Origin of the sequence: Flavobacterium sp., assembly GCF_035299005.1 — a bacterium.
Taxonomy (GTDB): domain Bacteria; phylum Bacteroidota; class Bacteroidia; order Flavobacteriales; family Flavobacteriaceae; genus Flavobacterium.
The window spans coordinates 257,353-280,844 of the sequence record NZ_DATGXL010000015.1; the positions used below are offsets into that span (position 1 = coordinate 257,353).

A 23,492-nucleotide genomic window follows, 5' to 3' on the forward strand; every position below is an offset into this window, starting at 1 on the left:
ACAAGTCTCTTCACTGAGGCTTTTTTTTTGGTTATATTTGCAAACATTTAGAAAATAAAAATTATGAGTATCATAAATTCCATATTGAAGGCTTTTGTGGGTGATAAATCGGAGAAAGATGTAAAAGCGATTCAACCTTTAATCACAAAAGTAAAATCTTTTGAAAATGCTTTAAAAGCGTTATCTCACGATGAATTACGTGCTAAAACTGCCGAATTCAAATCAAAAATACAACAAGCTCGTGCAGAAAAAGATGCTAAAATAGTTTCTTTAAAGCAAGATGCCGAGCAAACACAAGATATTGATGCTCGTGAAGATATCTATGCTGAAATCGACAAAATCGAAAAAGAAGCGTATGAAATTTCTGAAAAGATACTTAACGAAATTCTTCCTGAAGCATTTGCTGTTGTGAAGGAAACAGCACGCCGTTTCAAAGAAAACACAACAATTACAGTAACTGCTACTCCAAAAGATCGTGAATTATCAGCTACAAAATCATATATTACTATTGAAGGTGACAATGCAAGCTGGGCAAACTCATGGGATGCTGCTGGTAAAGCCATTACTTGGGATATGATTCATTATGACGTTCAATTAATTGGTGGAGTTGTATTACATCAAGGTAAAATTGCCGAAATGCAAACTGGTGAAGGGAAAACATTAGTAGCAACATTACCATTATACTTAAACGCTTTAACTGGAAATGGAGTCCACTTAGTAACAGTAAATGATTACTTAGCAAAACGTGATAGTACATGGAAAGCGCCTCTTTTTGAATTTCATGGAATGACAGTAGATTGTATTGACAATCATCAGCCTAACTCACTTGAAAGAAGAAAAGCATACGAAGCTGATATTACTTATGGAACAAATAACGAATTTGGTTTTGATTATTTGCGTGATAATATGGCTCATGCACCTGAAGATTTAGTACAGCGCAAACATAATTATGCTATTGTTGACGAGGTCGATTCTGTATTAATTGATGATGCCAGAACACCTTTAATCATCTCTGGACCAGTTCCTCAAGGAGATCGTCATGAATTTAATGAATTAAAACCAAAAGTTGAAAACTTAGTTTCCTTACAACGTAAATTAGCTACTGATTGCTTAACTGAAGCAAAACGTTTGTTTAAAGAAGGAAATAATAAAGATGCTGGTTTTTACTTGTTACGTTCTCATAGAGCGTTACCAAAAAGCAAAGCTTTAATTAAATTTTTATCAGAAGAAGGAGTAAAACAATTACTTCAAAAAACTGAAAATCAATACATGCAAGATAACAACAGAGAAATGCCAAAAATTGATGAAGCATTATATTTTGTTATTGAAGAAAAAAACAATCAGGTAGAATTAACAGATAATGGAATTCAATATCTTTCACAAGATACAGATGCTCTGTTTTTTGTTTTACCAGATATTGGAACCGAAATTGCTCAAATTGAAAAAGAAAATCTTTCTACAGAAGCAGAAGCAGAACGCAAAGAAGAATTATTTAAAGATTTTTCTATCAAATCGGAACGTATTCACACATTAACACAGTTGTTAAAAGCTTATACTTTATTTGAAAAAGATACTGAATATGTTATCATGGACAATAAAGTATTAATTGTTGATGAACAAACTGGTCGTATTATGGATGGCCGTCGTTATTCAGACGGGTTACACCAAGCTATTGAAGCTAAAGAAAACGTTAAAATTGAAGCGGCTACACAAACATTTGCTACAATTACATTACAGAATTATTTCCGTATGTATAGCAAATTAGGAGGTATGACAGGAACTGCTGTTACCGAAGCTGGTGAATTTTGGGAAATCTACAAATTAGATGTTGTAGAAATTCCAACAAACCGACCAATGGCTCGTAAAGACAAAGACGATTTGATTTATAGAACTGTTCGTGAAAAATTTAACGCAGTTATTGAAGATGTAGTACAATTATCAAATTCAGGAAGACCTGTATTGATTGGAACAACATCGGTAGAAATTTCGGAATTATTAAGCCGAATGTTGAAAATTAGAGGTATTCAACACAATGTATTGAATGCTAAAATGCACAAAAGTGAAGCAGAAATTGTAGCCGAAGCAGGAAAACCTGGAGTAGTTACCATTGCAACCAATATGGCCGGTCGTGGTACCGATATTAAATTATCTGAAGAAGTTAAAAAAGCAGGTGGTTTGGCTATTATCGGAACAGAGCGTCACGATTCGCGTCGTGTAGACCGTCAGTTAAGAGGTCGTGCTGGTCGTCAGGGAGACGTGGGTAGTTCACAATTCTACGTGTCTTTGGAAGATAATTTAATGCGTTTATTTGGATCAGAAAGAGTAGCAAAAGTTATGGATAGAATTGGTCTAAAAGAAGGTGAAGTAATTCAGCACTCGATGATGACAAAATCTATCGAAAGAGCACAGAAAAAAGTAGAGGAAAACAACTTTGGAGTGCGTAAACGTTTGTTAGAATATGACGACGTAATGAACGCACAAAGAGAAGTAGTTTACAAAAGAAGACGTCACGCATTACACGGAGAACGTTTAAAAGTCGATATCGCAAACATGATGTATGATACTTGCGAATTAATAGTAGAACAAAATAAATTAGCTGGTGATTTTAAAAACTATGAGTTTGAATTAATTCGTTATTTCTCAATAAGTTCGCCAATTTCTGAAGCTGAATTTGGAAAACTATCCGACAGAGAAATTACAGGAAAAACATATAAAGCTGTTTTAGAACATTATAACGATAAGATTACAAGGAATGCATCGGAAGCCTATCCTATTATCAAAAATGTTTATGAAAACAATAATGGTCAATATTTACGAATTATCGTTCCTTTTACAGACGGAATCAAATCGTTGAATGTTGTAACCGATTTAGAAAAAGCATACACTTCAGAAGGAAAAACTTTAGTGACAGATTTTGAAAAAAACATCACTTTAGCAATTGTAGATGAAGCTTGGAAAAAACATTTACGCAAAATGGACGAGTTAAAACAATCAGTTCAATTAGCAGTTCATGAGCAAAAAGATCCTTTATTGATTTATAAATTTGAAGCGTTCAACTTGTTTAAAAAAATGATTGATGACGTAAATAAAGAAGTAATTTCATTCTTGTTCAAAGGAAATTTACCTTCACAAAACCCGTCTGATATTCACGAAGCAAAACAAGTGCGTCAAAAAGAAAATTATACCGAATCAAAGCAAGATTTAGACAGCGATGACGCTGCAAATGAAGCAAGAAGAGCGGGTGAAATGGCAAGCCAAAGACCACAAGTAACGGAAACAATTACTAGAGAAACACCAAAAATCAATCGTAATGACACCGTAACTATCAAACATGTCATGAGTGGTAAAAGCGAAACCATGAAATTCAAAAAAGCTGAAAGCATGATTGCTTCTGGCGAATGGGTTTTGGTTAACGAATAATTGATTCATGTCAAAATAAACTAATCCTCAATTACCAAAAGTAGTTGGGGATTTTTTATATTTGATAAAATTTCCAAAAATGCAAAATATTCCAACAAACAATATCACCTACACCGAATTTTTCAACCAAGTTAGAGCAAGTTTAGCCGATGGTACTTTTGCTAAATTAACACTGGCTAAAACCGTTGGAAAACCCGAATTGCAAAACATTTACGTAAAAACTATCGTAGAAGACAATATATTAAAATTGTCAATGACGTATAAAATTTATACCACCGAAAAGCAAGAACTAGTAAAAATCTGCAAGTTAGACGAGTTAGAAGCAGAATTAATTCCACACATCAATAATCCATTTTTATCTGTTTTGTTATTTACAACCGAAGCCGATATTACCATGAAATTAAACAAAAAGCGCGTGGCAAGTATTATCGAACAACCGCCAACGTTTAAAAATGCGGATGCGAGTTTAGTGGAGTTTTTGAATAAGTAATTGAATTAATCATTTCCATCAGGAAAAATCTTCCCGGGATTCAACACATTATTGGGGTCAAAAATAGCTTTGATGCGTTCCATTAATTCCAAATGTACTTTTGAAAACGCAATGTCCATGTAGTTTTTTTGAACTAGACCAATACCATGCTCTCCAGAAAGTGTTCCTTTTAAACCAACTGTTAATTCAAAAATTTCACGAATTCCTTTTGGAACTTCGGTTTTCCAATTGTCATCGGTCATGTTACCTTTAATGATGTTTACGTGTAAGTTACCGTCGCCCGCATGTCCATAACACACTGATTGAAAACCATATTTAGCACCAATTTCTTTGATTCCTTTTAGCAATTTTGGCAATTCATATCTTGGAACAACTGTATCTTCTTCTTTATAAATCGAATTAGCTTTTACAGCTTCCGCCACAGAGCGACGCATTTTCCAAAGTGCATTTTTTTGTTCTTCAGTATCAGCAAACAGTACTTCGTCGATTTCAAATTGTTCTACAACGGTCAAAATTTGCTCTGCTTCTTGCATCAGAATTTCTGGGTAATTCCCATCAACTTCAATCAACAAATGTGCTTGAACGTTGTCACTTACTTCCACATTCAATCCATCGACAAATTTCAATGTCCAATCAATGGCATCGCGTTCCATAAACTCCAAAGCACTTGGTACAATTCCTGCTCTAAAAATCGCTGAAACCGCTTCACAAGCTTGCTCTGCTTTATAAAACGGAACCAAAAGCAAAACGTTATGCTTATTTTGAGGTAATAATTTCAATACAATTTTTGTTACGATTCCCAAAGTTCCTTCACTTCCTACCATCAATTGTGTAAGATTATAACCCGTTGAATTTTTCAAAGTATTGGCTCCAGTCCAAATCACATCACCAGTAGGCAAAACAACTTCTAAATTCAGCACATAATCTTTCGTAACACCATATTTCAAAGCTCTTGCTCCACCAGAATTCTCTGCAATATTTCCACCAATAAAACAACTTCCCATACTGCTTGGATCTACAGGATAGAACAAACCTTTTTCGGCAACAGCTTCGCGTAAAACTTGTGTAATTACTCCAGGTTCTGTAGTAACTTGTAGGTTTTGCTCATCAATTTCAATAATCTGATTGAATCGCTCCATTGAAATTCCAATACCTTCATAGATTGACAAAGCACCACCACTCAAACCTGTACGAGCACCTATTGGCACCGTCGGAATTTTATACGTATTTGAAACTTTTAAAATTTGCGCAACTTCTTCAGTATTCGCTGGTTTCACTACCACATGAGGCGGAAAACTCAAATCCTCCGTTTCATCATGACCATAAGTTTTACGGGTAGCTTCATCTGTAAAAATATAAGCCGAACCAACAATGTTTTCAAGAGCAAGTAATATTTCAGGATTCATAGTGTAAAATTGAAAAAGTAAAGATATTAAAAACTACTTAATACCCAATACCAAAAGGCTATAGTAGCTAAAGATAGAGGAATCCCAATTCCAATCATCATGCTACTTAATTTCGGTTTTAATCCGTAATTGGAAGCTAAAATCGCACCTGTTATCATTGGCGCCATGGCAGATTCCATAATTGAAACATCAATTTCAAAACCATTTCCGCCTAAGACAATTTTGTATAGTAAAAAGAAAAAAGCTGGCATTAGAACCAATTTGAAAAGCAAACCTAAAGTTAAAAAAGACCAATGTTTGCTTCGTGTATCAATTTTTAATTGCAATCCCACGGCTACTAAAGCGACCGGAGTTACGGTGTTTCCTATTCTTAAAAAGGAGTTTTGCAACGCTTCAGGAAATTCTAAAGTAAATATTGTGCAGAAAAGTGCAATCGTAAAAGCGATAAATGGTGGAAATTTGACAATTTTTAATACAATTTCTGAAGTGCTTAAATTTCCTCTTGAAAAACTAGCTGCTACTAAGATTCCTAAAGTAGTTACAACAACGAATGAACCCGGTTGATCTACAATGATAGCGGTTTTCAATCCTTCGGTACCATATAAAGCTTCGATAATTGGGAAACCTACAAATGAAGTATTACTCAATCCACTCGTTAAAATTAAACAACCGATTAACTTTTTTGACCATTTAAAATAGGTTCCCAAAACATAGAAAAACACAAATGATAAACCGAAACCAAACCAAGCAATTCCTAATGGATAAAGTAAAGCAATTGAAATCGTAATTTTAGGAATGTAAAACAATGCCAAAGCTGGAAGTGAAACATAAATCACGAATTGATTCAAACTTTGATAGGCATTTTTAGGAAATTGAGGTACTTTTTGAAGCGCAATGCCCAAAAGTAAACACAAAAATAAAAGAATGATGTTTTCCATTTCGTGAAATCAAGATTACAAAGGTAATTAAACCTTAAGATTTCAATGTTTTATATTCCTACAATTTTTGTATTTTTACACAAAGTAAAATTCCTTTTGAAAACACCAAATAAAAAATCGGCTCTTTCAGAAATTCATGGCGTGGAACAACCCGAAACATTGAGTGCGGTTGTTGCGCATCAAATTCAACAATTCCGAAGAAAACAACCTTCGGCAGAAGAATTGATTGCTGGAATTTTAAAAGGTGACAAAACGGCTTTGAGTCGTGCTATAACTTTAGTTGAGAGTACAAATCCTGAGCATTTAGCCAAAGCGAATGAAGTCATAAAAGTTTGTTTGCCACATGCGAATAATTCGGTTCGAATAGGAATTACAGGTGTTCCTGGTGTTGGCAAAAGTACGTTTATTGAAGCTTTTGGAAAATATTTAACTTCTATCGGAAAGAAAGTCGCTGTTTTAGCAGTTGATCCAAGTTCGTCCATCAGTCACGGAAGTATTTTGGGCGATAAAACCCGTATGGAAGAATTGGTAAAAGATGAAAATGCCTATATCCGACCAAGTGCTTCGGGTGATACATTAGGTGGTGTTGCTAGAAAAACGCGTGAAACTATTATTCTTTGTGAAGCTTGTGGTTTTGATACAATTATCATTGAAACCGTTGGAGTAGGGCAAAGCGAAACCGCCGTTCACAGTATGGTAGATTTCTTTTTGTTGCTGAAAATTTCAGGTGCTGGCGATGAATTACAAGGCATTAAACGCGGTATTATGGAAATGGCGGATACTATCGTAATTAATAAAGCGGATGGTGATAATGTTGAGAAAGCCAAATTAGCCAAAACTGAATTCAATAGAGCATTACATTTATTTCCAGCTAAATCATCCGGTTGGATTCCGAAAGTAACTACTTGTAGTGCTTATGAAAAAACAGGTATTGATGCGATTTGGGAAATTATTTCTGAATATTTCGAACTGGTAAAAGCAAATCATTATTTCGAAGAAAAACGTCAAAATCAAAATCAATTTTGGATGATGGAAACGATTAACGAACAATTGAAATCGCATTTTTACAATCATCCGAATATCATTCAACTACTAGAAGAAAATAAAAAAGCCGTGCAAAACAATGAAATATCACCTTTTGCAGCGGCTATGAATTTGTTGGAACAATATTTAATAAATAGTAATTAGTGAAAAGTGATTAGCTTTTATGCTAAATCTGAACACTTTTTACTGAACACTATTCCTGCTCGTAACGTTCAATTTCTCTATCGTAGAATTCTCCAGCAATGGTAATTAAATGTTCCATTTCTGATTCTAATTCTTTTTCGTCTTCCTCTTCGATGTCTTCTAAAAATTCTACTTCGTCATCTTTTAAGTTGATTACGAATCGTGGATATTCTAAATGAATGATGAAAATATCTTCTGGAAAATCGGTATTGTCACCGATTACAAATTTTGGTAAATCCATGTTTTAATATTTAGTGTTTATTATTGAGTCTGTATTTCACGAGGTTCTATTATTTGCTCTTCAATTAATCTTTTAGATAATTGATTAAATCGTATATATAATAAAATTGCCGCAATTGTTAAACCTGCGAGTAAACCTATCCAAATTCCTGTTGCTTTTAATTTGGTGTACAAACCCAAATAAAAAGAAATTGGGAAACCAACTAACCAATAAGCTACAAAAGTAATATACATTGGTACTTTTACATCTTGTAATCCTCTCAGTGCTCCTAGAACAACAACTTGAATGCCGTCTGAAATTTGAAAAATAGCAGCAACTACTAACAATTGAGCTGCAATATGTACCACTTCCCTATTATCTATTGCTTGATGAGTATTTTCTAAATTAAGAAATAATGATGGTAAATAATTGTGAAATGCAATAAAAAATAGCGCAAAAACAATCTCGATAATTATTGCTAATAAAAAAATAGACTTTGCTACCACAACTAATTTCACATAATCATTTAATCCTTTTTGATTTGAAATTCTAATCATTGCCGTTACACTTAAACCCATAGCAAACATAAACGTCATTGTGGCTAATGTTAATGCAATTTGATTAGCTGCTTGACTCGTCTTTCCGATTGAACCACTTAACCAAATAGCACCTGTAAACAAACTAACTTCGAATAGCATTTGCATGGCAGAAGGTGTTCCTAAATTGACTATTTTTTGTATAATAGACTTCTTGATTTCTTTAAAACTGAAATTTTTAAAATAGGGTTTTATAGTTTTATCGTATTTTAAAATATAATGCATAAAGACAACCATCATAACTCTTGAAATGACAGTTCCTAATGCAGCTCCCAAAATCCCTAATTTTGGAAAAAACCAAACACCGTAAATCAATACGTAATTAAAAAAAATATGTACCACATTTGCCATAAAAATAGCATACATAGAATATTTGGTCTTTGATAAACCATCTGCAAATTGCTTATAACCTTGGTAAACTATCACTGGAATTAATGAAAAAGCCACCCAATCTATATAGGGATAGGCCATTTCAACCACTTCTTTAGGCTGATGCATTAATAACATGATTGGCTTAGCTAAAACAATTATAGCGAAAAGTGCTATTCCTAAAATGGTGCACAAAAGTAATCCATGATGAAAAACAGAACGTATTTTTTTTTCATCTTTTTCTGCATCAGCTTGTGCAATTAAAGGAGTTATCGCAGTTGAAAAACCTATTCCTAAAGACATTGCAATAAAAATAAAACTATTACCTAATGAAACTGCAGCCAATTCTGTTGAGCCTAATTTTCCAACCATAATATTGTCAACTATTCCAATAAGTGTATGACCAAGCATCCCTAAAATAATAGGATATGCCAATTTTAAATTATAAGAAAATTCTTTAGTGTAATGAGAAAGTGTCATTTATAGCTGTTTTTCGAATACAAAAGTACCACTTTGATTTTAAAATCTTATCTTTTTTAATAAATCCGAATTGAAACTTTACTACTTTGAAACTTTCTAACTAATACCTATCTTTGCACGCTTAAATACAATACTATGCAACTTTCGGAACAAGAAATCATTAGAAGAGACAAATTAAACGCTTTACGCGAACTTGGAATTAACCCTTATCCAGCGGATTTATTTCCGGTGAATCACACTTCAAAGCAAGTGAAGGAAAATTTTGAAGAAGGCAAGAAGGTTATTTTGGCTGGTCGACTAATGAGTGTTCGTGATCAAGGAAAAGCTTCATTTGCTGAATTACAAGACAGTGAAGGAAGAATTCAATTGTATTTTAATCGCGATGTACTTTGCGAAGGCGAAGACAAAACGCTTTACAATCAGGTTTTCAAAAAATTAACCGATTTGGGTGACTTTATTGGAATTGAAGGCGAATTATTCATGACAAAAGTGGGCGCAATGTGCGTTCGTGTGGATGATTTTAAAATGTTGAGCAAAACATTAAAACCGCTTCCGTTACCAAAAACAGACGAAGAAGGTCATGTTTTTGACGCATTTACTGACCCAGAATTGCGTTACCGAATGCGTTATGTAGATTTAGTAGTTAATCCACATGTGAAAGAAGTTTTCATGAAAAGAACAAAATTGTTCACAGCCATGAGAACATTTTTCAACGAAGCTGGTTATATGGAAGTAGAAACTCCGGTTCTACAATCGATTCCTGGTGGAGCGGCAGCACGTCCGTTTATTACACATCACAATAGTTTAGATATTCCATTGTATATGAGAATTGCTAACGAGTTATATTTGAAAAGATTAATTGTTGGAGGATTTGATGGTGTTTACGAGTTTTCAAAAAACTTCCGTAACGAAGGAATGGACAGAACACACAATCCAGAATTTACTGCAATGGAAATTTATGTAGCTTACAAAGACTACAACTGGATGATGGAAATGACTGAAAATCTTTTAGAATATTGTGCTACTCAAGTAAATGGAACAACTGAAGCTACTTTTGGCGAACATAAAGTAGATTTCAAAGCACCATATGCAAGAGTAACAATGACTGATGCGATTAAACAATTCACTGGTTTTGACATCACTGGAAAATCGGAAGATGAATTACGCGAAGCTGCAAAATCTATGGGAATCGAAGTAAACGATACCATGGGTAAAGGAAAATTAATTGATGAGATTTTTGGTGAAAAATGTGAAGGAAATTTCATTCAACCAACATTCATTACAGATTATCCAAAAGAAATGTCTCCATTATGTAAATCACACCGCGATAATCCTGAATTAACTGAGCGTTTTGAGTTGATGGTTTGTGGAAAAGAAATTGCAAACGCTTATTCGGAATTAAATGACCCAATTGATCAACGTGAGCGTTTTGAAAACCAAATGGCTTTAGCAGCAAAAGGAGATGATGAAGCAAACGGAATTATCGATGAAGATTTCTTAAGAGCTTTAGAATACGGAATGCCTCCAACTTCTGGATTAGGGATTGGAATGGACAGATTAATTATGTTTTTAACGAATAATCCATCTATTCAAGAAGTATTATTTTTCCCTCAAATGCGACCGGAGAAAAAAGGACCAGAATTAACAGAAGACGAAAAACACATCATAGAAATTCTAAAAGCAAACGAAGGAATTTCCATTGGTGAACTAAAAGAAAAAGCAGGTTTAAGCGGAAAAAAATGGGACGCTGCCAGCAAAGGAATTAGCAAACATGGTTTGATGAAAATAAAAGTAGACGGCGAAAATAAAATAGCCGAATATTTAGGAAAGTAAAAAAAGGCACTCAATTGAGTGCCTTTTTTATGCATTAAACTTAATTTTTTGTTAAAGATTAAACCTTTTAATTTCTGCATTGTCTTATCATCAAACAATTTAAAATTATAAACGATGAAAAAATTAATTTTAGCAATTGCCTTAGTTATTAGTTCACTATCATTTGCGCAAGAAGGAAGAGAAAGAGAAAGAGGAGAAAAACTAACTCCAGAACAACAATCTGAACTACAAGTTAAAAAAATGACTTTGGATTTAGATTTAAATGAAAAACAACAAAAAGAAATTAAAGCAATTCTATTAGAACAAGCTCAAAAAAGAGAGGCAAAAATAGCAGAATTTAAAGGCAATAAAGAAAAAGGTGAAAAACCATCAGCTGACGAAAAATTTGAGATGAAAAGCAAAATGCTTGATGAGCAAATTGAAATGAAAGCCAAAATGAAGAAGATTTTAACTCCAGAACAATATAAAGAATGGGAAGAAAATCATGAAAAAAGAAGTGAAATGAGAAGTGAAAAAATGGAGAAAATGAAACAAAAAAGAAAAGGACATACTGAGCCTGAAGAATAGTTTTAATCTTTTTTTTGGTTATCCGAAAAAAATCTATTAGATTTGAATTTCGAAAACTATAAAAAATAACAACATGAAAAAATTATTTGCAGTAATCGCTTTGTTTTTTGCTTTCACAATAGGAGCTTCTGCACAAGAAACTCAAAAAGGAGATATTTTTACTTTAGCAAAAAAAGATGCTACTGAACTTACGGCAGTTTTAAAACTTAATGAGGATGTTTCTGAGAGAGTTTATCAAATATTCATTCACAAACATAAATCTTTAGCGGTAAATCCTACTGAAGAAGAAAAAAAGGATTTATTTAAAAGAATAAGAACTGAAATCAAGGATATGCTAACGCAAGAGCAGTTAGTTCTTTTAGAAAAAAATAGTGCGGTTTTCAATAAACTGACTTTAAAATAAAAAAAGTCCCGATTTAAATCGGGACTTTTTTTTATAACTCTTTTGCAACACTCGCAATTGCATTAATTGTAAAATCTAAATCTTCATAGGTTAAAGCTTCTGTAATAAACCAAGTCTCATAAGCCGATGGTGCAATATAAACTCCTCGATTTAACAAACCGTGGAAAAACTTTTTAAACGTTTCATTATCACCATTTTTTGCCGTATTAAAATCACAAACTGGATTAGCATCAAAATGTACAGAAATCATAGAACCAACTCTATTAATTGTAAATTGAATGTTAGCCTCCGTTAATACTTTTTGAATTCCTTTCTCTAAATAAGCTGTTTTTTCTTCTAAACTTTTAAAAATTGCAGTATTATTATTTAAAGCTTTCAGCATTTCAAATCCAGCTGCCATAGCTAATGGGTTTCCTGACAATGTTCCTGCTTGATACACTGGTCCTAAAGGAGCTAAATAATTCATTATTTCTTCTCGAGCAGCAAAAGCACCAACAGGCAAACCTCCGCCAATTACTTTTCCAAAACAAACAATATCTGCTTGAATACCAAATAATTCTTGAGCGCCACCTTTTGCTAAACGAAATCCCGTCATTACTTCATCAAAAATAAGTAATGCCCCATTTTCTGAACAAATTTTTCTTAATACTTCTAAAAAACCTTTAGCTGGCGGAATACACCCCATATTTCCAGCAACAGGCTCTATAATTATTGCCGCAATTTGATCTTTATTAGCTTCAAATAAAGCTTTTACATTTTCAATATCATTGTAATTTGCTAATAATGTATCTTTTGCCGTTCCATCTGTCACACCTGGACTGTTTGGCACACCAAAAGTACTCAATCCACTTCCTGCAGCAATCAAAAATGAATCTGAATGACCATGATAACAACCTGAAAATTTAATTATTTTGTCGCGTTTAGTATAACCTCTTGCTAATCGAATAGCACTCATACAAGCTTCAGTGCCAGAGTTTACAAATCGTATTTTATCAATATTTGGAACCATAGAAACAGCTAATGTTGCAATTTGTGTTTCTAATTCTGTTGGCATCCCAAAAGAAGTTCCTTTTTTAGCTTTCTCAATTACAGCATTTACTACAGGCTCATAGGCATGACCTAAAATCATTGGACCCCAAGAATTGATATAATCAATCAAACGATTTCCATCTTCATCGTATAAATAAGCTCCTTTTGCTTCTTTTACAAAAATTGGCGTTCCTCCTACTCCTTTAAATGCTCTAACTGGTGAATTTACTCCTCCAGGAATTACTTTATTTGCCTCAATAAATAATTCGCTACTTCTCTTATATAACATTATTTTATTTTTATTTTTTGCCCAATTGATATGGCATTGTCTGAAAGATTATTCATTTTTTTCAAATCATCAACTGATAAACTAAATTTCTTAGATAAAGAATATAAAGTGTCTCCTTGTTGGATTGTATAGTAACCTTCAGAAATTTCAACTAAAGGATCTTTTTTTACAGGAATATAATTGCGATTTAGAACCTCATTATCATATTTATACAATTCGAATCGCTCTATTAAACCGATTAGTTTATCTGGATATTTCACATCTGTTGCGTAGCCCGCTGCCTTCAAGCCTTTTGCCCAAGATTCATAATCACCTTTATCTAAATTAAATAGTGACGCATAACGACTTCTTGATGTTAAAAACAAAGAATGATCTTTGTAAGATTCAGCAGCTTGATTATATTTTCTAAAACACTCCTGCTCAGCATCATCATCATGACGAACACTGTCTCCCGTCCATCCTGTATGGCATTTAATTCCAAAATGATTATTAGCTGAAATTGCTAATTTTCCTTTTCCAGCTCCAGATTCTAAAATTCCTTGCGCTAGAATAATACTAGCTGGAATTCCATGTGTTTTCATATTGTTTTTTGCAATTTCACTAAAATCTGCTACATACAATTTGATTTCTTCTTCATAAGTTCTAACATTCGAAGTTGCTTCTAATTGTACTTCTTTTCCATTAGTTGAAGAAGTTGTTGTTTTATTCTCAGGAGTTGTTTTGGTAGTAGTATTTTGAACCACTGGCTTATTTTTAGTCGTGGTAGTTGTTGATTTAGGCTTTGACTTTGAAGTAGTTCGCACAATTGGTTTTGTACTATTACAACTAACAATCATAATACCTATCAGAAATAAGATGATTTTTTTAACCATTATAATGTATTGTTTCTTTATTCTTTTTTTGTAACATATCATTCATACCTGCAACTCCTTGTAATCCTCCTGTGTGGATAGCTAGAATTTTTGAATTGGGTGGAAAATATCCTTTTTCAATTAAATCAAAAATTCCAAACATCATTTTTCCAGTATAAACAGGGTCTAATGGAATTTTAGTTTGCTTATAAAAAAAGTTTAAAAATGATATAAGTTCATCTGAAACCTTTCCATAACCTCCAAAATGATAATCACAATTAACGTTCCAATTTTTTTTCTGTACAAAATTACGAATTACATCAGATAAAAAATCACCTTTTAACGAAGAAAATCCAATAATTTCTTGCGTTTCACTCGACGAATTAATAATTCCTGAAATTGTTCCACCAGTTCCCATTGCACAACAGATATAATTAAATTGTGCAATATCTTCTTCTGTTAGAATCTCTTCGCAACCTTTTATTGCTAAATCATTAGTTCCTCCTTCTGGAACCAAATAAAAATTACCAAATAAATTTTGCATATTCACTATGAAATTTTTACTCGCTTTCTCTCTGTATGAAGTTCTATCAATAAAATAAAGTTGCATCCCATTTTGTTGGGCAAACTGTAACGATGGATTCTCATGAATTTTATCTATTAATTCTTCACCGCGTATTACTCCAATAGTTTCAAAACCAAAGGCTGCTCCTGCTCCTGACAAGGCAACTATATGATTTGAAAAAGCACCTCCAAAGGTTAATAACTTTTTAAAACCTAATCGTTTAGCTTCTTCCAAGTTATATTTCAGTTTTCTAAATTTATTACCAGAAATTATAGGATGCAACAAATCTTCTCTTTTAATATAGAGTGTAATACCTTTTGGAAATACTATTTGTATTTTTTGATTTTGACTGGTTTTCATAAAAAAAGCAGCTATTAAAAGCTGCTTTCAAATATACTATAATTGTCTCTTATTTTTTATAAACAGATACTTTTTTGCTCACATTTACATTATCAGCAGTAGCTGCTGTTACTACATAAACACCATCACTTAAACCAGCTGTAGAAAATTGATATGAAGCTGCGCTACCTAAATTCAATTTACTCAACACTAATTTCCCTGTTACATCGTATAAAGATAATGAAGTAATATCCTTTAATAAAGAATTTTGAATCGTTAGCATCCCTTGTTCATTATCTTGAACAACTACAAACATACTGCTAGCCTCATCAGGTGTTGTCAAAGTGTCATCAGTATTTTTAAAAGTAATTTCAAATCTTGTTTTATCATCACCTGCAGGTAGAGTCATATCAAAAATACCTGTCTTAATATCGTAGTATATTCCAGTTACTTTATCATGCATGTAAACAGCTTGATTGGGATCAAAACCATTCAATACTTCTTTTACTTGAACTTTAAAATTGGTTTGTGCAGTACATCTAAAACCAACAGGAACTTTTTTATTGATATCAAACTTGATAGCCGAAGCTACATATTCATTAGTTGTTCCTTCTAAAATATAATAAAATTCTGCTGCCTCACCGGAAGGAGATCTTCCATCCCATCCATAATCAAAACCATCAGTTGCATTATCATCAAAACCTAAAGTTGTAGGTCTTACTCCCCCATCATTATACATTGCGTAAATTTTTAATTGAGGAGCATACGTTTTTTTAACTTGAGTATAATCAATTCCTGCTACATTTGGAATTTCTGGAAAATATTCAGAACTCGGGTCATAAACATCGGTAGTAGCTGTTTGATCTGTATTTTTAGCAAATTCAGATTGGTTAACAACGGCTTCTCTTACAAAAGCTCTAAAAGAATTTCTCATTGTAACTGATCCAGCTGCAGTTCCCATCACCATAAATCCTTGTCCTACTGGGCTAAATCTTCTTTGAAAGTTTGTTCCCGAACCGGCTGGAATTCCTTGATTTCCTAATCCATCATATGTCCAAAAAGCCGCAGCAGTATAACCTAAACCGGGTGTATATATTCCATAACCTCCTTGGTACTGGCTTAAAGTGTGTGTATTCACAACTACTTGTTCCCAAAAACGAGCAGCACCATCAATTACCAAAGCATTTGCTGGATGTAGTAAATAAGCATTTAAGTCAATTGCACTTGGATATGGATTACCAACTAAGGTAAAGTTTCCGGCTGAAACTGGTACTGAAATAGTTCCATCGTTAGGCTTTCCTCTAAAATCATAACGCTGTCTACTACCTGAATTATTCTGAACACCATCAGCATCAACAATAGTTGCATCATTTCCAGAGGTTCCTTTCATAGTAAAACCTTCGCCTGGATTTACTGAAGTAGCACTACCTACATAAGCCCATTGTGCATAAGTTGACGATGTAACAAATTTCCAAATCCAATATGGAGCTATTGCTAAAGGACTTGATGTTCCATTGTAATTATTTGTTGGCAAAATTGTTGCTGCAGTACTTGTTACCAATCCTGTTGGTCTATTCAATAGTGCGATACCAAATTGTTCATTTCCAAATATACCAGAAGCCGCTCCAACAGGAGAACACCAATAGTTATATTGAAAATTATTAGTTGTCCCTTCTTGAAAAAGTGACAATTTACCAGCACCAAAATTAGTAGAAGCTCCTGTAGTACCTTGCAACAACTGTGCAGTATTCCTCATATAGAAATTCCCAGTATTTTGTATATTAACATCCTGTGTAACATACATAAACTGATTAGTCATAAAAACATAACTACCTGGATTAACATACAATTGAGCACTTGCGTTCACAAAAAAACACAACATTCCCAATGTTAAAAGTATTTTTTCTTTCATGATCTTAGCCTTTAGGGGGTTAATTGACAAATATATACTTAATTAACGTATTTTACAAGAAATCAAAGATTTTTTTTATAAAATTTTGTTATATAAAATAAATAGTTATTTTTGTGATGTTTAGTTTTATAAAAATTAAAAAATAACTTAAGCCCCTTACACTATGGAAGTTAAAAAATTACTTTTAGCTGCAGTTCTTTGCAGCACTTATTCATTTGCTCAAGTTGGCGTTGGTACAACAACCCCTAGAGGAGCTTTAGATGTTTCTTCAACTACCTCTGGATTTATTCCTCCACAAGTTGCCCTTACTGATTTAACAGTTGCTGCCCCAGTACTTAATCCTCAAGGAGGCGCATTAGCTAATGGAACTTTAGTTTGGAATACAAATACTGCAGGCGTTATGCCAAACAACGTGTCACCGGGACTATATTATTGGAATGGCACTAGATGGATTTCTGTTGCAGGTTCCCCAGGGGGACTAGACTGGTCCATCATTGGGAATGGTGGAATTAATGGTGGAACCGCAACTACTGGTGGAACTCACTTTTTAGGAACTTACGATAATACCAATATTGATATTAGAACAAATGGCGTTCACAGAGCACGTGTATCTAATTTAGGAGAATTTTTTATTGGAGCTTACAATACAGTTTTACCAGGAGACTTAATGAACGGAGTTGGTAATGCAACATTTCCATGGGCAGTTAATGGATATACAAATTTTAATGGAGCCGGAACTTATGGATTAGTCCAATCCGGAACTACCGTGTTTGCAGGCGTACAAGGAGAATATGAAGGATCAGCTTCCGATGGGCCTGGCGTGCGAGGATTAAGCAACTCAACAGGAGCAGGAACAACTCTTAACAACTCGAATGCCGGTGTTAATGGACAATTAGGAACAACAACAGATTGGGCCTTCGCAATCAAAGGACAAACAACGGGTAATACCGCAAGAGCAGTTGGAGGTGTAATGGGAATCAATAACAACAATGCCACTTATGGAATGCTGGGTTACGAAAGAAGCAATGGAAACAATAATGCAGTTCAAGGGAGTGTTGCTTATGTTGCAGCAGCAGCAAGATCTTCAAATACATCTGTAAATTCATCAATCGGTTTAGCTATTGGTGGAGGTTTCCTGGGTGGTCACTTAAAAGGAAACCAATACGGTTTAATTACAAAAGGAGATATTGTTGGTCAATATACAGATGGTTCTTCAATATCTAATAAGGGATATGCCGTAGTTAACACTACAAAAGAAGGCAACAAAACAGTTACTTATGCAGCTACGTCAACCACAGTTGATGTTTCCACAAAAGGAACAGGGAAATTAGTAAATGGTACAGCTAAAATTACTTTTGATACAAATTATTCGCAATTAACCGCTAAAGACAAACCTGTAATTGTTACCGTAACTCCAATGGGAGAAACTAAAGGAGTTTACATCGCAGAAGTTACAAACAATGGTTTTATTGTGAAAGAAAACGGAAACGGAACTTCAAACGCTTCTTTTTATTGGATCGCTATTGGAGAAAAAAACAATGCCAACGAATTAAATGTCCCTTCAGAATTATTAACCAAAGATTTTGATACAAATTTAGATAGCTTTTTAACAATTGATGAAGAAGCTACAGAAACTTCAAAAGCTATGTGGTGGAATGGCACTTCTTTAGAATTTGGGAAAATGGCACCTGTTGAAGCGCACGAAGGATCAAACATTCCTCCGTTAGTTAAAAGACCAAAAGAAACAAAAAAATAATTTTATTATAACTCACGCGACTCATTCAAAAAAAGAGTTTACTAAGCTTAGTAAACTCTTTTTTTTAACTCATTCAGACTAAATTTTTGAGTTTTTTTTTAATTCATTGAAACTAAATTTTTGAAAATTTTTTAACTCATTCAGACTAAATTTTTGATAAATTTTAGCAACAAATTGACAACTAATGCTTTATAAAAATGTTTTTTAACGATTTTTTACGTATTTTAACGATTAATTAACTTAACAGCATTTTTTTAATTCTACTTTTGCAGTCCCAAAAATAAAACCCCCTCAGCTATATCTTTAATCTAATTAAATTTATAGTATTAATGAGAAAAAATTATGTTTTTCAAACTTGTTCTTTTTTAATAAAAAAGAGCGAAAAAAATTATTTAAAAAGTAACATATTAATCAAAAAAGTTCTTTTGATTTTTATTTTACTGTGTGGCTATCAAAACATTTATAGCCAAAGTAACGATTGTGATGATAATTTGTCCGGACAATTAATTGTTGGCTCAAGTTGTTCAGCTAGTGTATTCAATTCCACAAACGACACAGATTATTGGAACAGTGCTTCAGGCTGTAATGCTTCAGATGTGGATGATGCATGGGGATGGTTTATCGCAACAAGTACCTCAACAACTATCACCTACACCCCTACTGCTTTAGAAGATCCGGTTCTAACGCTTTTTTCTGGTAGCTGTAGTACTGCTATGACTGCTTTAAGCTGTGCTGACTCCTATGGAGGTGCTCAAGCTGAAACTATTACTTATGCAACAACAATAGGAACCAAATACAGAATTAGAATACAAAGATACGCTAGCAATTTAAGCATGTATGGTACGATATTTATCTACTCACCTATTCCTCCAGTAAATGACGCATGTTCTTCTGCAACAAATTTACCATGTGCTACTTCAAATCTTTCAGGAACAACCTTAAACTCTGTAAGTGAGACACATAACACAGGTTGCTCAATGAGTAATTATGGAGTTTGGTACACATTTATAGGAGATGGTACTATCAATACAATTACTACTACACCATCTACTGGATACAATATTGAAATGTCAATCTCAAGTGGAAGCTGTGGTTCTTTAACAAATATTAACTGCCAAGATACAAATGGAAGTGGAGTTGCAGAAACTTATACTTTTACAACAGTATCAGGCACACATTACTATATTTATATTGCAGAAAACACAAGTGGCGACTTAGGAACTGGGAACTTTACAATCTCAAGAACTTGCAATATAACACCAACTTATTGTACACCAAGTGTTGGTAGTGGTTATGAAAGTTTAGTCTACTTCAACAATATTAGCTTTGTTGGAACCTTAAACGATGTTTCTAACTCTTCTACTTACACAACTACTCCAACAAGAGGATATCAAAATTTCACTTCTTTATCAAATATTGCTAAACAAGCACAAGGAGAAGGAATAAATATTTCTATGCAAATGAGCAGTAGAGGATATGTTAAAGCATGGGTTGACTGGAATAGAGATGGTGACTTTGATGATGCAAATGAAACTGTTTATAATACTTCCGGAATTGCAACATATTCAACAACTTTTGGTTTTGTAATCCCAACCAATCAAGCATTAGGAAATTATAGAATTAGAATCAGAGTAAATAAAGATGACAATACCTATCCATATGATATAAATGCCATCAGTACTTTTGATTCTTGTCAAAATATCAATTATTATGGTGAAACCGAAGATTATGTTTTTACAGTTGTTGCTAGCTGTTCTGCAATAATAACATCAGTAACAGATGGTGTAAATTGTGGTGCAGGACCAGTAACACTTAATGCTATCGCTTCAGGTTCGCCAACTCAATTCAAATGGTACGCGAACGAAACTGGCGGTATCGCTTTAGCAACTACAACCACAGGAACCTGGACAACGCCATCATTATCTACAACAACTACTTATTGGGTTAGCGCATATAATGGTTGTGAATCATTAGAACGTAAAAAAATTGTTGCCAATATTAATCCTACAGCAACCATAAGCTTTACTTCTTCCGTTCCTGAAATTTGTGGAGAAAACCAAGTTTTGTCTTTAACCGCTTCAGGAGATGTTCAACAAAATTATTTAATTAATGAGAATTTTGAATCGGGTTTAGGTACATTAACCAATCAAAACATTGTTTCAAATACAAGTACAATAAATGCTATTACAGAATGGCAAACTAAAACAAGTACTTTTGTACCAGCACAACAAGTATGGTTCCCTGCCATTGCTTCAGGTATGAGTGGCAATAAATTTGCAATGTCAACTTCAGATGTTGGATCATATACTACGCACAACGCGCTTTTATCACCTACAGTTAGTACAAACTCATTCTTAGATTTAACCTTATCATTCAATATCTTTTATTCAAGGTACTATGTCGACAATGCAAATCCAACTCTAGATTATGTAACTGTTGATGTTTCAACTGATGGAGGAGCAACATGGATAGAAATTGACCGATATTTATCTGATATTGGTTATGGCACAAGATTTACAAAAAAAACATACAATTTAAATTCATATATAAACAATTCAAACTTTAAGGCAAGAATACAATATTATGGTGCTTGGTGTGATGGAATAGCTATTGATGATTTTCAACTTTACGGAAATACCCCTTTAAACACCGCTTTCAATTGGTCAAGCACAACTACTGTTGACGCATATCAAGATGCAACTTGTTTAACCCCATATGTCACAGGAACACCAATAACAACGGTATATATAAAACCAACTTTATCACAATTAGAAGATCAGACTTATTCTTTTACAGCAACAGCTACGCTTTCAAATGGATGTAATGTGAGTCAAAATGTATCTATTAACAATAAATCTAAAGTATGGAAAGGCGGAACTAATGGGGATTGGAACAATCCAAATAACTGGTCACCAATTGGCGTTCCTGATGCTTCAACTTGTGTAATAATTCCGAGTGCTATAAATAATTCTAGAATAATTGGAACAAATTATAACGCTTTTGCAAAAACTCTTCAAGTAAAATCAACTGGGAACTTACAACTTGAGCCAAAAAACACAATTACAGTTACCGATTGGGTTGAAGTAAGCCCTGGAGGTATGTTCAATATTCAAAATGGCGCTGGCTTAATTCAAATTAACAATGTTGCAAATATTGGCAATATTGAAATGAAAAGAAATGTAAACATCAAAAAATTAGATTATGTATATTGGTCAACCCCAGTTGCTAATTTTGGTGTAAATGCCGTTTCAACAGGAACTACTAATTACAAATACAAATGGACACCAACTATTTCTTCAAATACAAATGGATGGGGAAACTGGGCAGGTGCTAATGAAACTATGGTCATTGGAAAAGGATATATTGTAAGAGGTCCAGATTCATTTAATAGTACACCACAAAACTTTACTGCTAATTTTGTTGGAGTTCCAAACAATGGAAACATAAACATGTCTATTAGCAGAGGAGTCTATAACGGTGCTAATTATTCTACTGGTGTTTCTGGAACTGCAGCCACAAAAGATGATGACAACTGGAATTTAATTGGAAATCCATACCCTTCAGCAGTAAATGCAGATAGTTTTTTAACAGCAAATACAAACATTGCAGGATTTATAAAACTATGGTCACACGGAACTGCTCCATCAGCAATTGCTACAGATCCATTTTATAACAACTTTGCCATGAACTATTCAGTTGCAGATTATGTAACGTATAATCTTATGGGAGCAATAACCCCTGGTTTTGATGGTAATATTGCTGCAGGACAAGGTTTCTTTGTATTAATGAATCACACCTCAACTGCAACAACCGAAAATGTAGTTTTTAATAATACTATGAGAAATAATGGTTATAGAAACGATTTATTTTACAGAAATTCAAATTCAAATACTTCTGTTGTAGATGAAAAAAACAGAATTTGGTTGGACTTAATAAGTCCTTCAAATTCAGCTAGTAGAACATTAGTTGGCTATGCAACAAATGCAACAAATGGTACAGATAGATTATACGATGCTCCAGCATTAGGTGTTAAATCAAATTTTGAATTGTATTCACTAGAAAACACAAATCAATTAAGTATTCAAGGAAGAAGTTTGCCTTTTAACACTGACGACCATGTAGCTCTAGGTGTAACCATACCACAAAATGGAGTATATACTATAGCTATTACTTCAGTTGATGGATTATTTTCCGACACAAATCAAAATATCTTTCTAAAAGATAACACTTTAGGCATAACACATGATTTGCGAGTTGCCCCATATAGTTTTACTGGAACCATAGGAACAGACGAGAATAGATTTATATTGACTTATACAAATGATGCTTTAGGAAATAACGACTTTGAAAATAATAACTCAATAACTGTATTCACTAATGAAAACATCAATATTCAATCATCAATTGAAAATATCAAATCTGTTCAAATATTTGATTTGTTGGGAAGAGAAATTATAAACGCAAATGGCATCAATAATAATTCTTTCATTGTACAAAATGTAAAGCCTACACAAAACGCTTTATTAGTGAAAGTAATATTAGAAAATGGTTATACAAAAACATACAAAGTAATATATTAAGTAATAAGCTCCAAAAGTTTAAGAAAAGGCTAACTAAAAAGTTAGCCTTTTTTAATATCAAAAAAACAACATATTGATTTACAGTAAGTTGAATAAAATCATTTCATCGATTTTATTTGTTTTTCATCGATTTTTAGTATTATCAATATAATTTAATAATACATTAGCAATTCCTACAATAATTAAAAATTCTTAACTATATATTTTGAATATTAAATTAAT

16 protein-coding genes are annotated in these 23,492 nt (G+C 33.3%); 8 read left to right on the top strand and 8 right to left on the bottom strand.

Annotated features, from left to right (window positions below):
- Positions 1-63: 63 nt before the first annotated feature.
- Entirely contained in the window at positions 64-3,420 is a 3,357-nt protein-coding gene (gene secA, locus VK164_RS12770) for a preprotein translocase subunit SecA (RefSeq protein ID WP_324209713.1), read from the top strand.
- A 79-nt stretch (positions 3,421-3,499) separates the two neighbouring features.
- On the top strand, positions 3,500-3,910 hold the full coding sequence (locus VK164_RS12775; protein WP_324209714.1) for a hypothetical protein: 411 nt from the start codon (positions 3,500-3,502) through the stop codon (positions 3,908-3,910).
- 5 nt (positions 3,911-3,915) lie between these two features.
- Here VK164_RS12775 and VK164_RS12780 read toward each other — a convergent pair whose 3' ends face one another.
- Together VK164_RS12780 and VK164_RS12785 are read right to left on the bottom strand one after the other, a co-directional pair.
- Positions 3,916-5,316 (bottom strand): FAD-binding oxidoreductase, encoded by a 1,401-nt coding sequence (locus VK164_RS12780; protein ID WP_324209715.1) that lies wholly within the window; start codon positions 5,314-5,316, stop codon positions 3,916-3,918.
- A 26-nt stretch (positions 5,317-5,342) separates the two neighbouring features.
- Positions 5,343-6,254, bottom strand: a complete 912-nt coding sequence (locus tag VK164_RS12785; protein WP_324209716.1) for an AEC family transporter — start codon at positions 6,252-6,254, stop codon at positions 5,343-5,345.
- A 45-nt stretch (positions 6,255-6,299) separates the two neighbouring features.
- Between VK164_RS12785 and meaB the strand changes: the two genes are divergently transcribed.
- Complete coding sequence (meaB, locus tag VK164_RS12790; protein WP_324209717.1) at positions 6,300-7,442, top strand: methylmalonyl Co-A mutase-associated GTPase MeaB; 1,143 nt, start codon at positions 6,300-6,302, stop codon at positions 7,440-7,442.
- Positions 7,443-7,491: 49 nt separating this feature from the next.
- Here the strand turns inward: meaB and VK164_RS12795 are convergent, their stop codons facing one another.
- Positions 7,492-7,722, bottom strand: coding sequence for a hypothetical protein (locus VK164_RS12795; RefSeq protein WP_166236583.1), 231 nt, complete (start codon positions 7,720-7,722; stop codon positions 7,492-7,494).
- A gap of 20 nt (positions 7,723-7,742) precedes the next feature.
- Positions 7,743-9,146, bottom strand: coding sequence for an MATE family efflux transporter (locus VK164_RS12800; RefSeq protein WP_324209718.1), 1,404 nt, complete (start codon positions 9,144-9,146; stop codon positions 7,743-7,745).
- A gap of 135 nt (positions 9,147-9,281) precedes the next feature.
- On the opposite strand from VK164_RS12800, the gene lysS reads away from it, so the two are divergent.
- The 3 genes from lysS (at position 9,282) to VK164_RS12815 (ending at position 11,949) form a co-directional block, all read left to right on the top strand.
- Entirely contained in the window at positions 9,282-10,979 is a 1,698-nt protein-coding gene (lysS, locus tag VK164_RS12805; RefSeq protein WP_324209719.1) for a lysine--tRNA ligase, read from the top strand.
- Positions 10,980-11,093: 114 nt separating this feature from the next.
- A complete protein-coding gene (locus VK164_RS12810) occupies positions 11,094-11,546 on the top strand; it encodes a hypothetical protein (protein ID WP_324209720.1) in 453 nt (150 codons plus the stop codon).
- A 73-nt stretch (positions 11,547-11,619) separates the two neighbouring features.
- A complete protein-coding gene (locus VK164_RS12815) occupies positions 11,620-11,949 on the top strand; it encodes a hypothetical protein (RefSeq protein WP_324209721.1) in 330 nt (109 codons plus the stop codon).
- A gap of 31 nt (positions 11,950-11,980) precedes the next feature.
- Here the strand turns inward: VK164_RS12815 and hemL are convergent, their stop codons facing one another.
- Genes hemL through VK164_RS12835 form a run of 4 tightly spaced genes read right to left on the bottom strand, consistent with a single transcriptional unit; the run spans position 11,981 to position 16,934 of the window.
- A complete protein-coding gene (hemL, locus tag VK164_RS12820) occupies positions 11,981-13,267 on the bottom strand; it encodes a glutamate-1-semialdehyde 2,1-aminomutase (protein WP_324209722.1) in 1,287 nt (428 codons plus the stop codon).
- The gene (locus VK164_RS12825; RefSeq protein ID WP_324209723.1) at positions 13,267-14,139 is read right to left on the bottom strand and encodes a glucosaminidase domain-containing protein; all 873 of its coding nucleotides are present in this window, start codon (positions 14,137-14,139) and stop codon (positions 13,267-13,269) included. The genes hemL and VK164_RS12825 overlap by 1 nt, the downstream gene beginning before the upstream one ends.
- The gene (locus VK164_RS12830; RefSeq protein ID WP_324209724.1) at positions 14,132-15,043 is read right to left on the bottom strand and encodes a 1-aminocyclopropane-1-carboxylate deaminase/D-cysteine desulfhydrase; all 912 of its coding nucleotides are present in this window, start codon (positions 15,041-15,043) and stop codon (positions 14,132-14,134) included. The genes VK164_RS12825 and VK164_RS12830 overlap by 8 nt, the downstream gene beginning before the upstream one ends.
- Before the next feature lie 49 nt (positions 15,044-15,092).
- A complete protein-coding gene (locus VK164_RS12835) occupies positions 15,093-16,934 on the bottom strand; it encodes a T9SS type A sorting domain-containing protein (protein WP_324209725.1) in 1,842 nt (613 codons plus the stop codon).
- Positions 16,935-17,097: 163 nt separating this feature from the next.
- On the opposite strand from VK164_RS12835, the gene VK164_RS12840 reads away from it, so the two are divergent.
- Both VK164_RS12840 and VK164_RS12845 read left to right on the top strand, forming a co-directional pair.
- Positions 17,098-18,690 carry a hypothetical protein gene (locus VK164_RS12840; RefSeq protein WP_324209726.1) on the top strand — a complete coding sequence of 531 codons (1,593 nt, stop codon included), beginning with the start codon at positions 17,098-17,100 and terminating at the stop codon, positions 18,688-18,690.
- Positions 18,691-19,115: 425 nt separating this feature from the next.
- The gene (locus VK164_RS12845) at positions 19,116-23,270 is read left to right on the top strand and encodes a GEVED domain-containing protein (protein WP_324209727.1); all 4,155 of its coding nucleotides are present in this window, start codon (positions 19,116-19,118) and stop codon (positions 23,268-23,270) included.
- Positions 23,271-23,492: the final 222 nt, after the last annotated feature.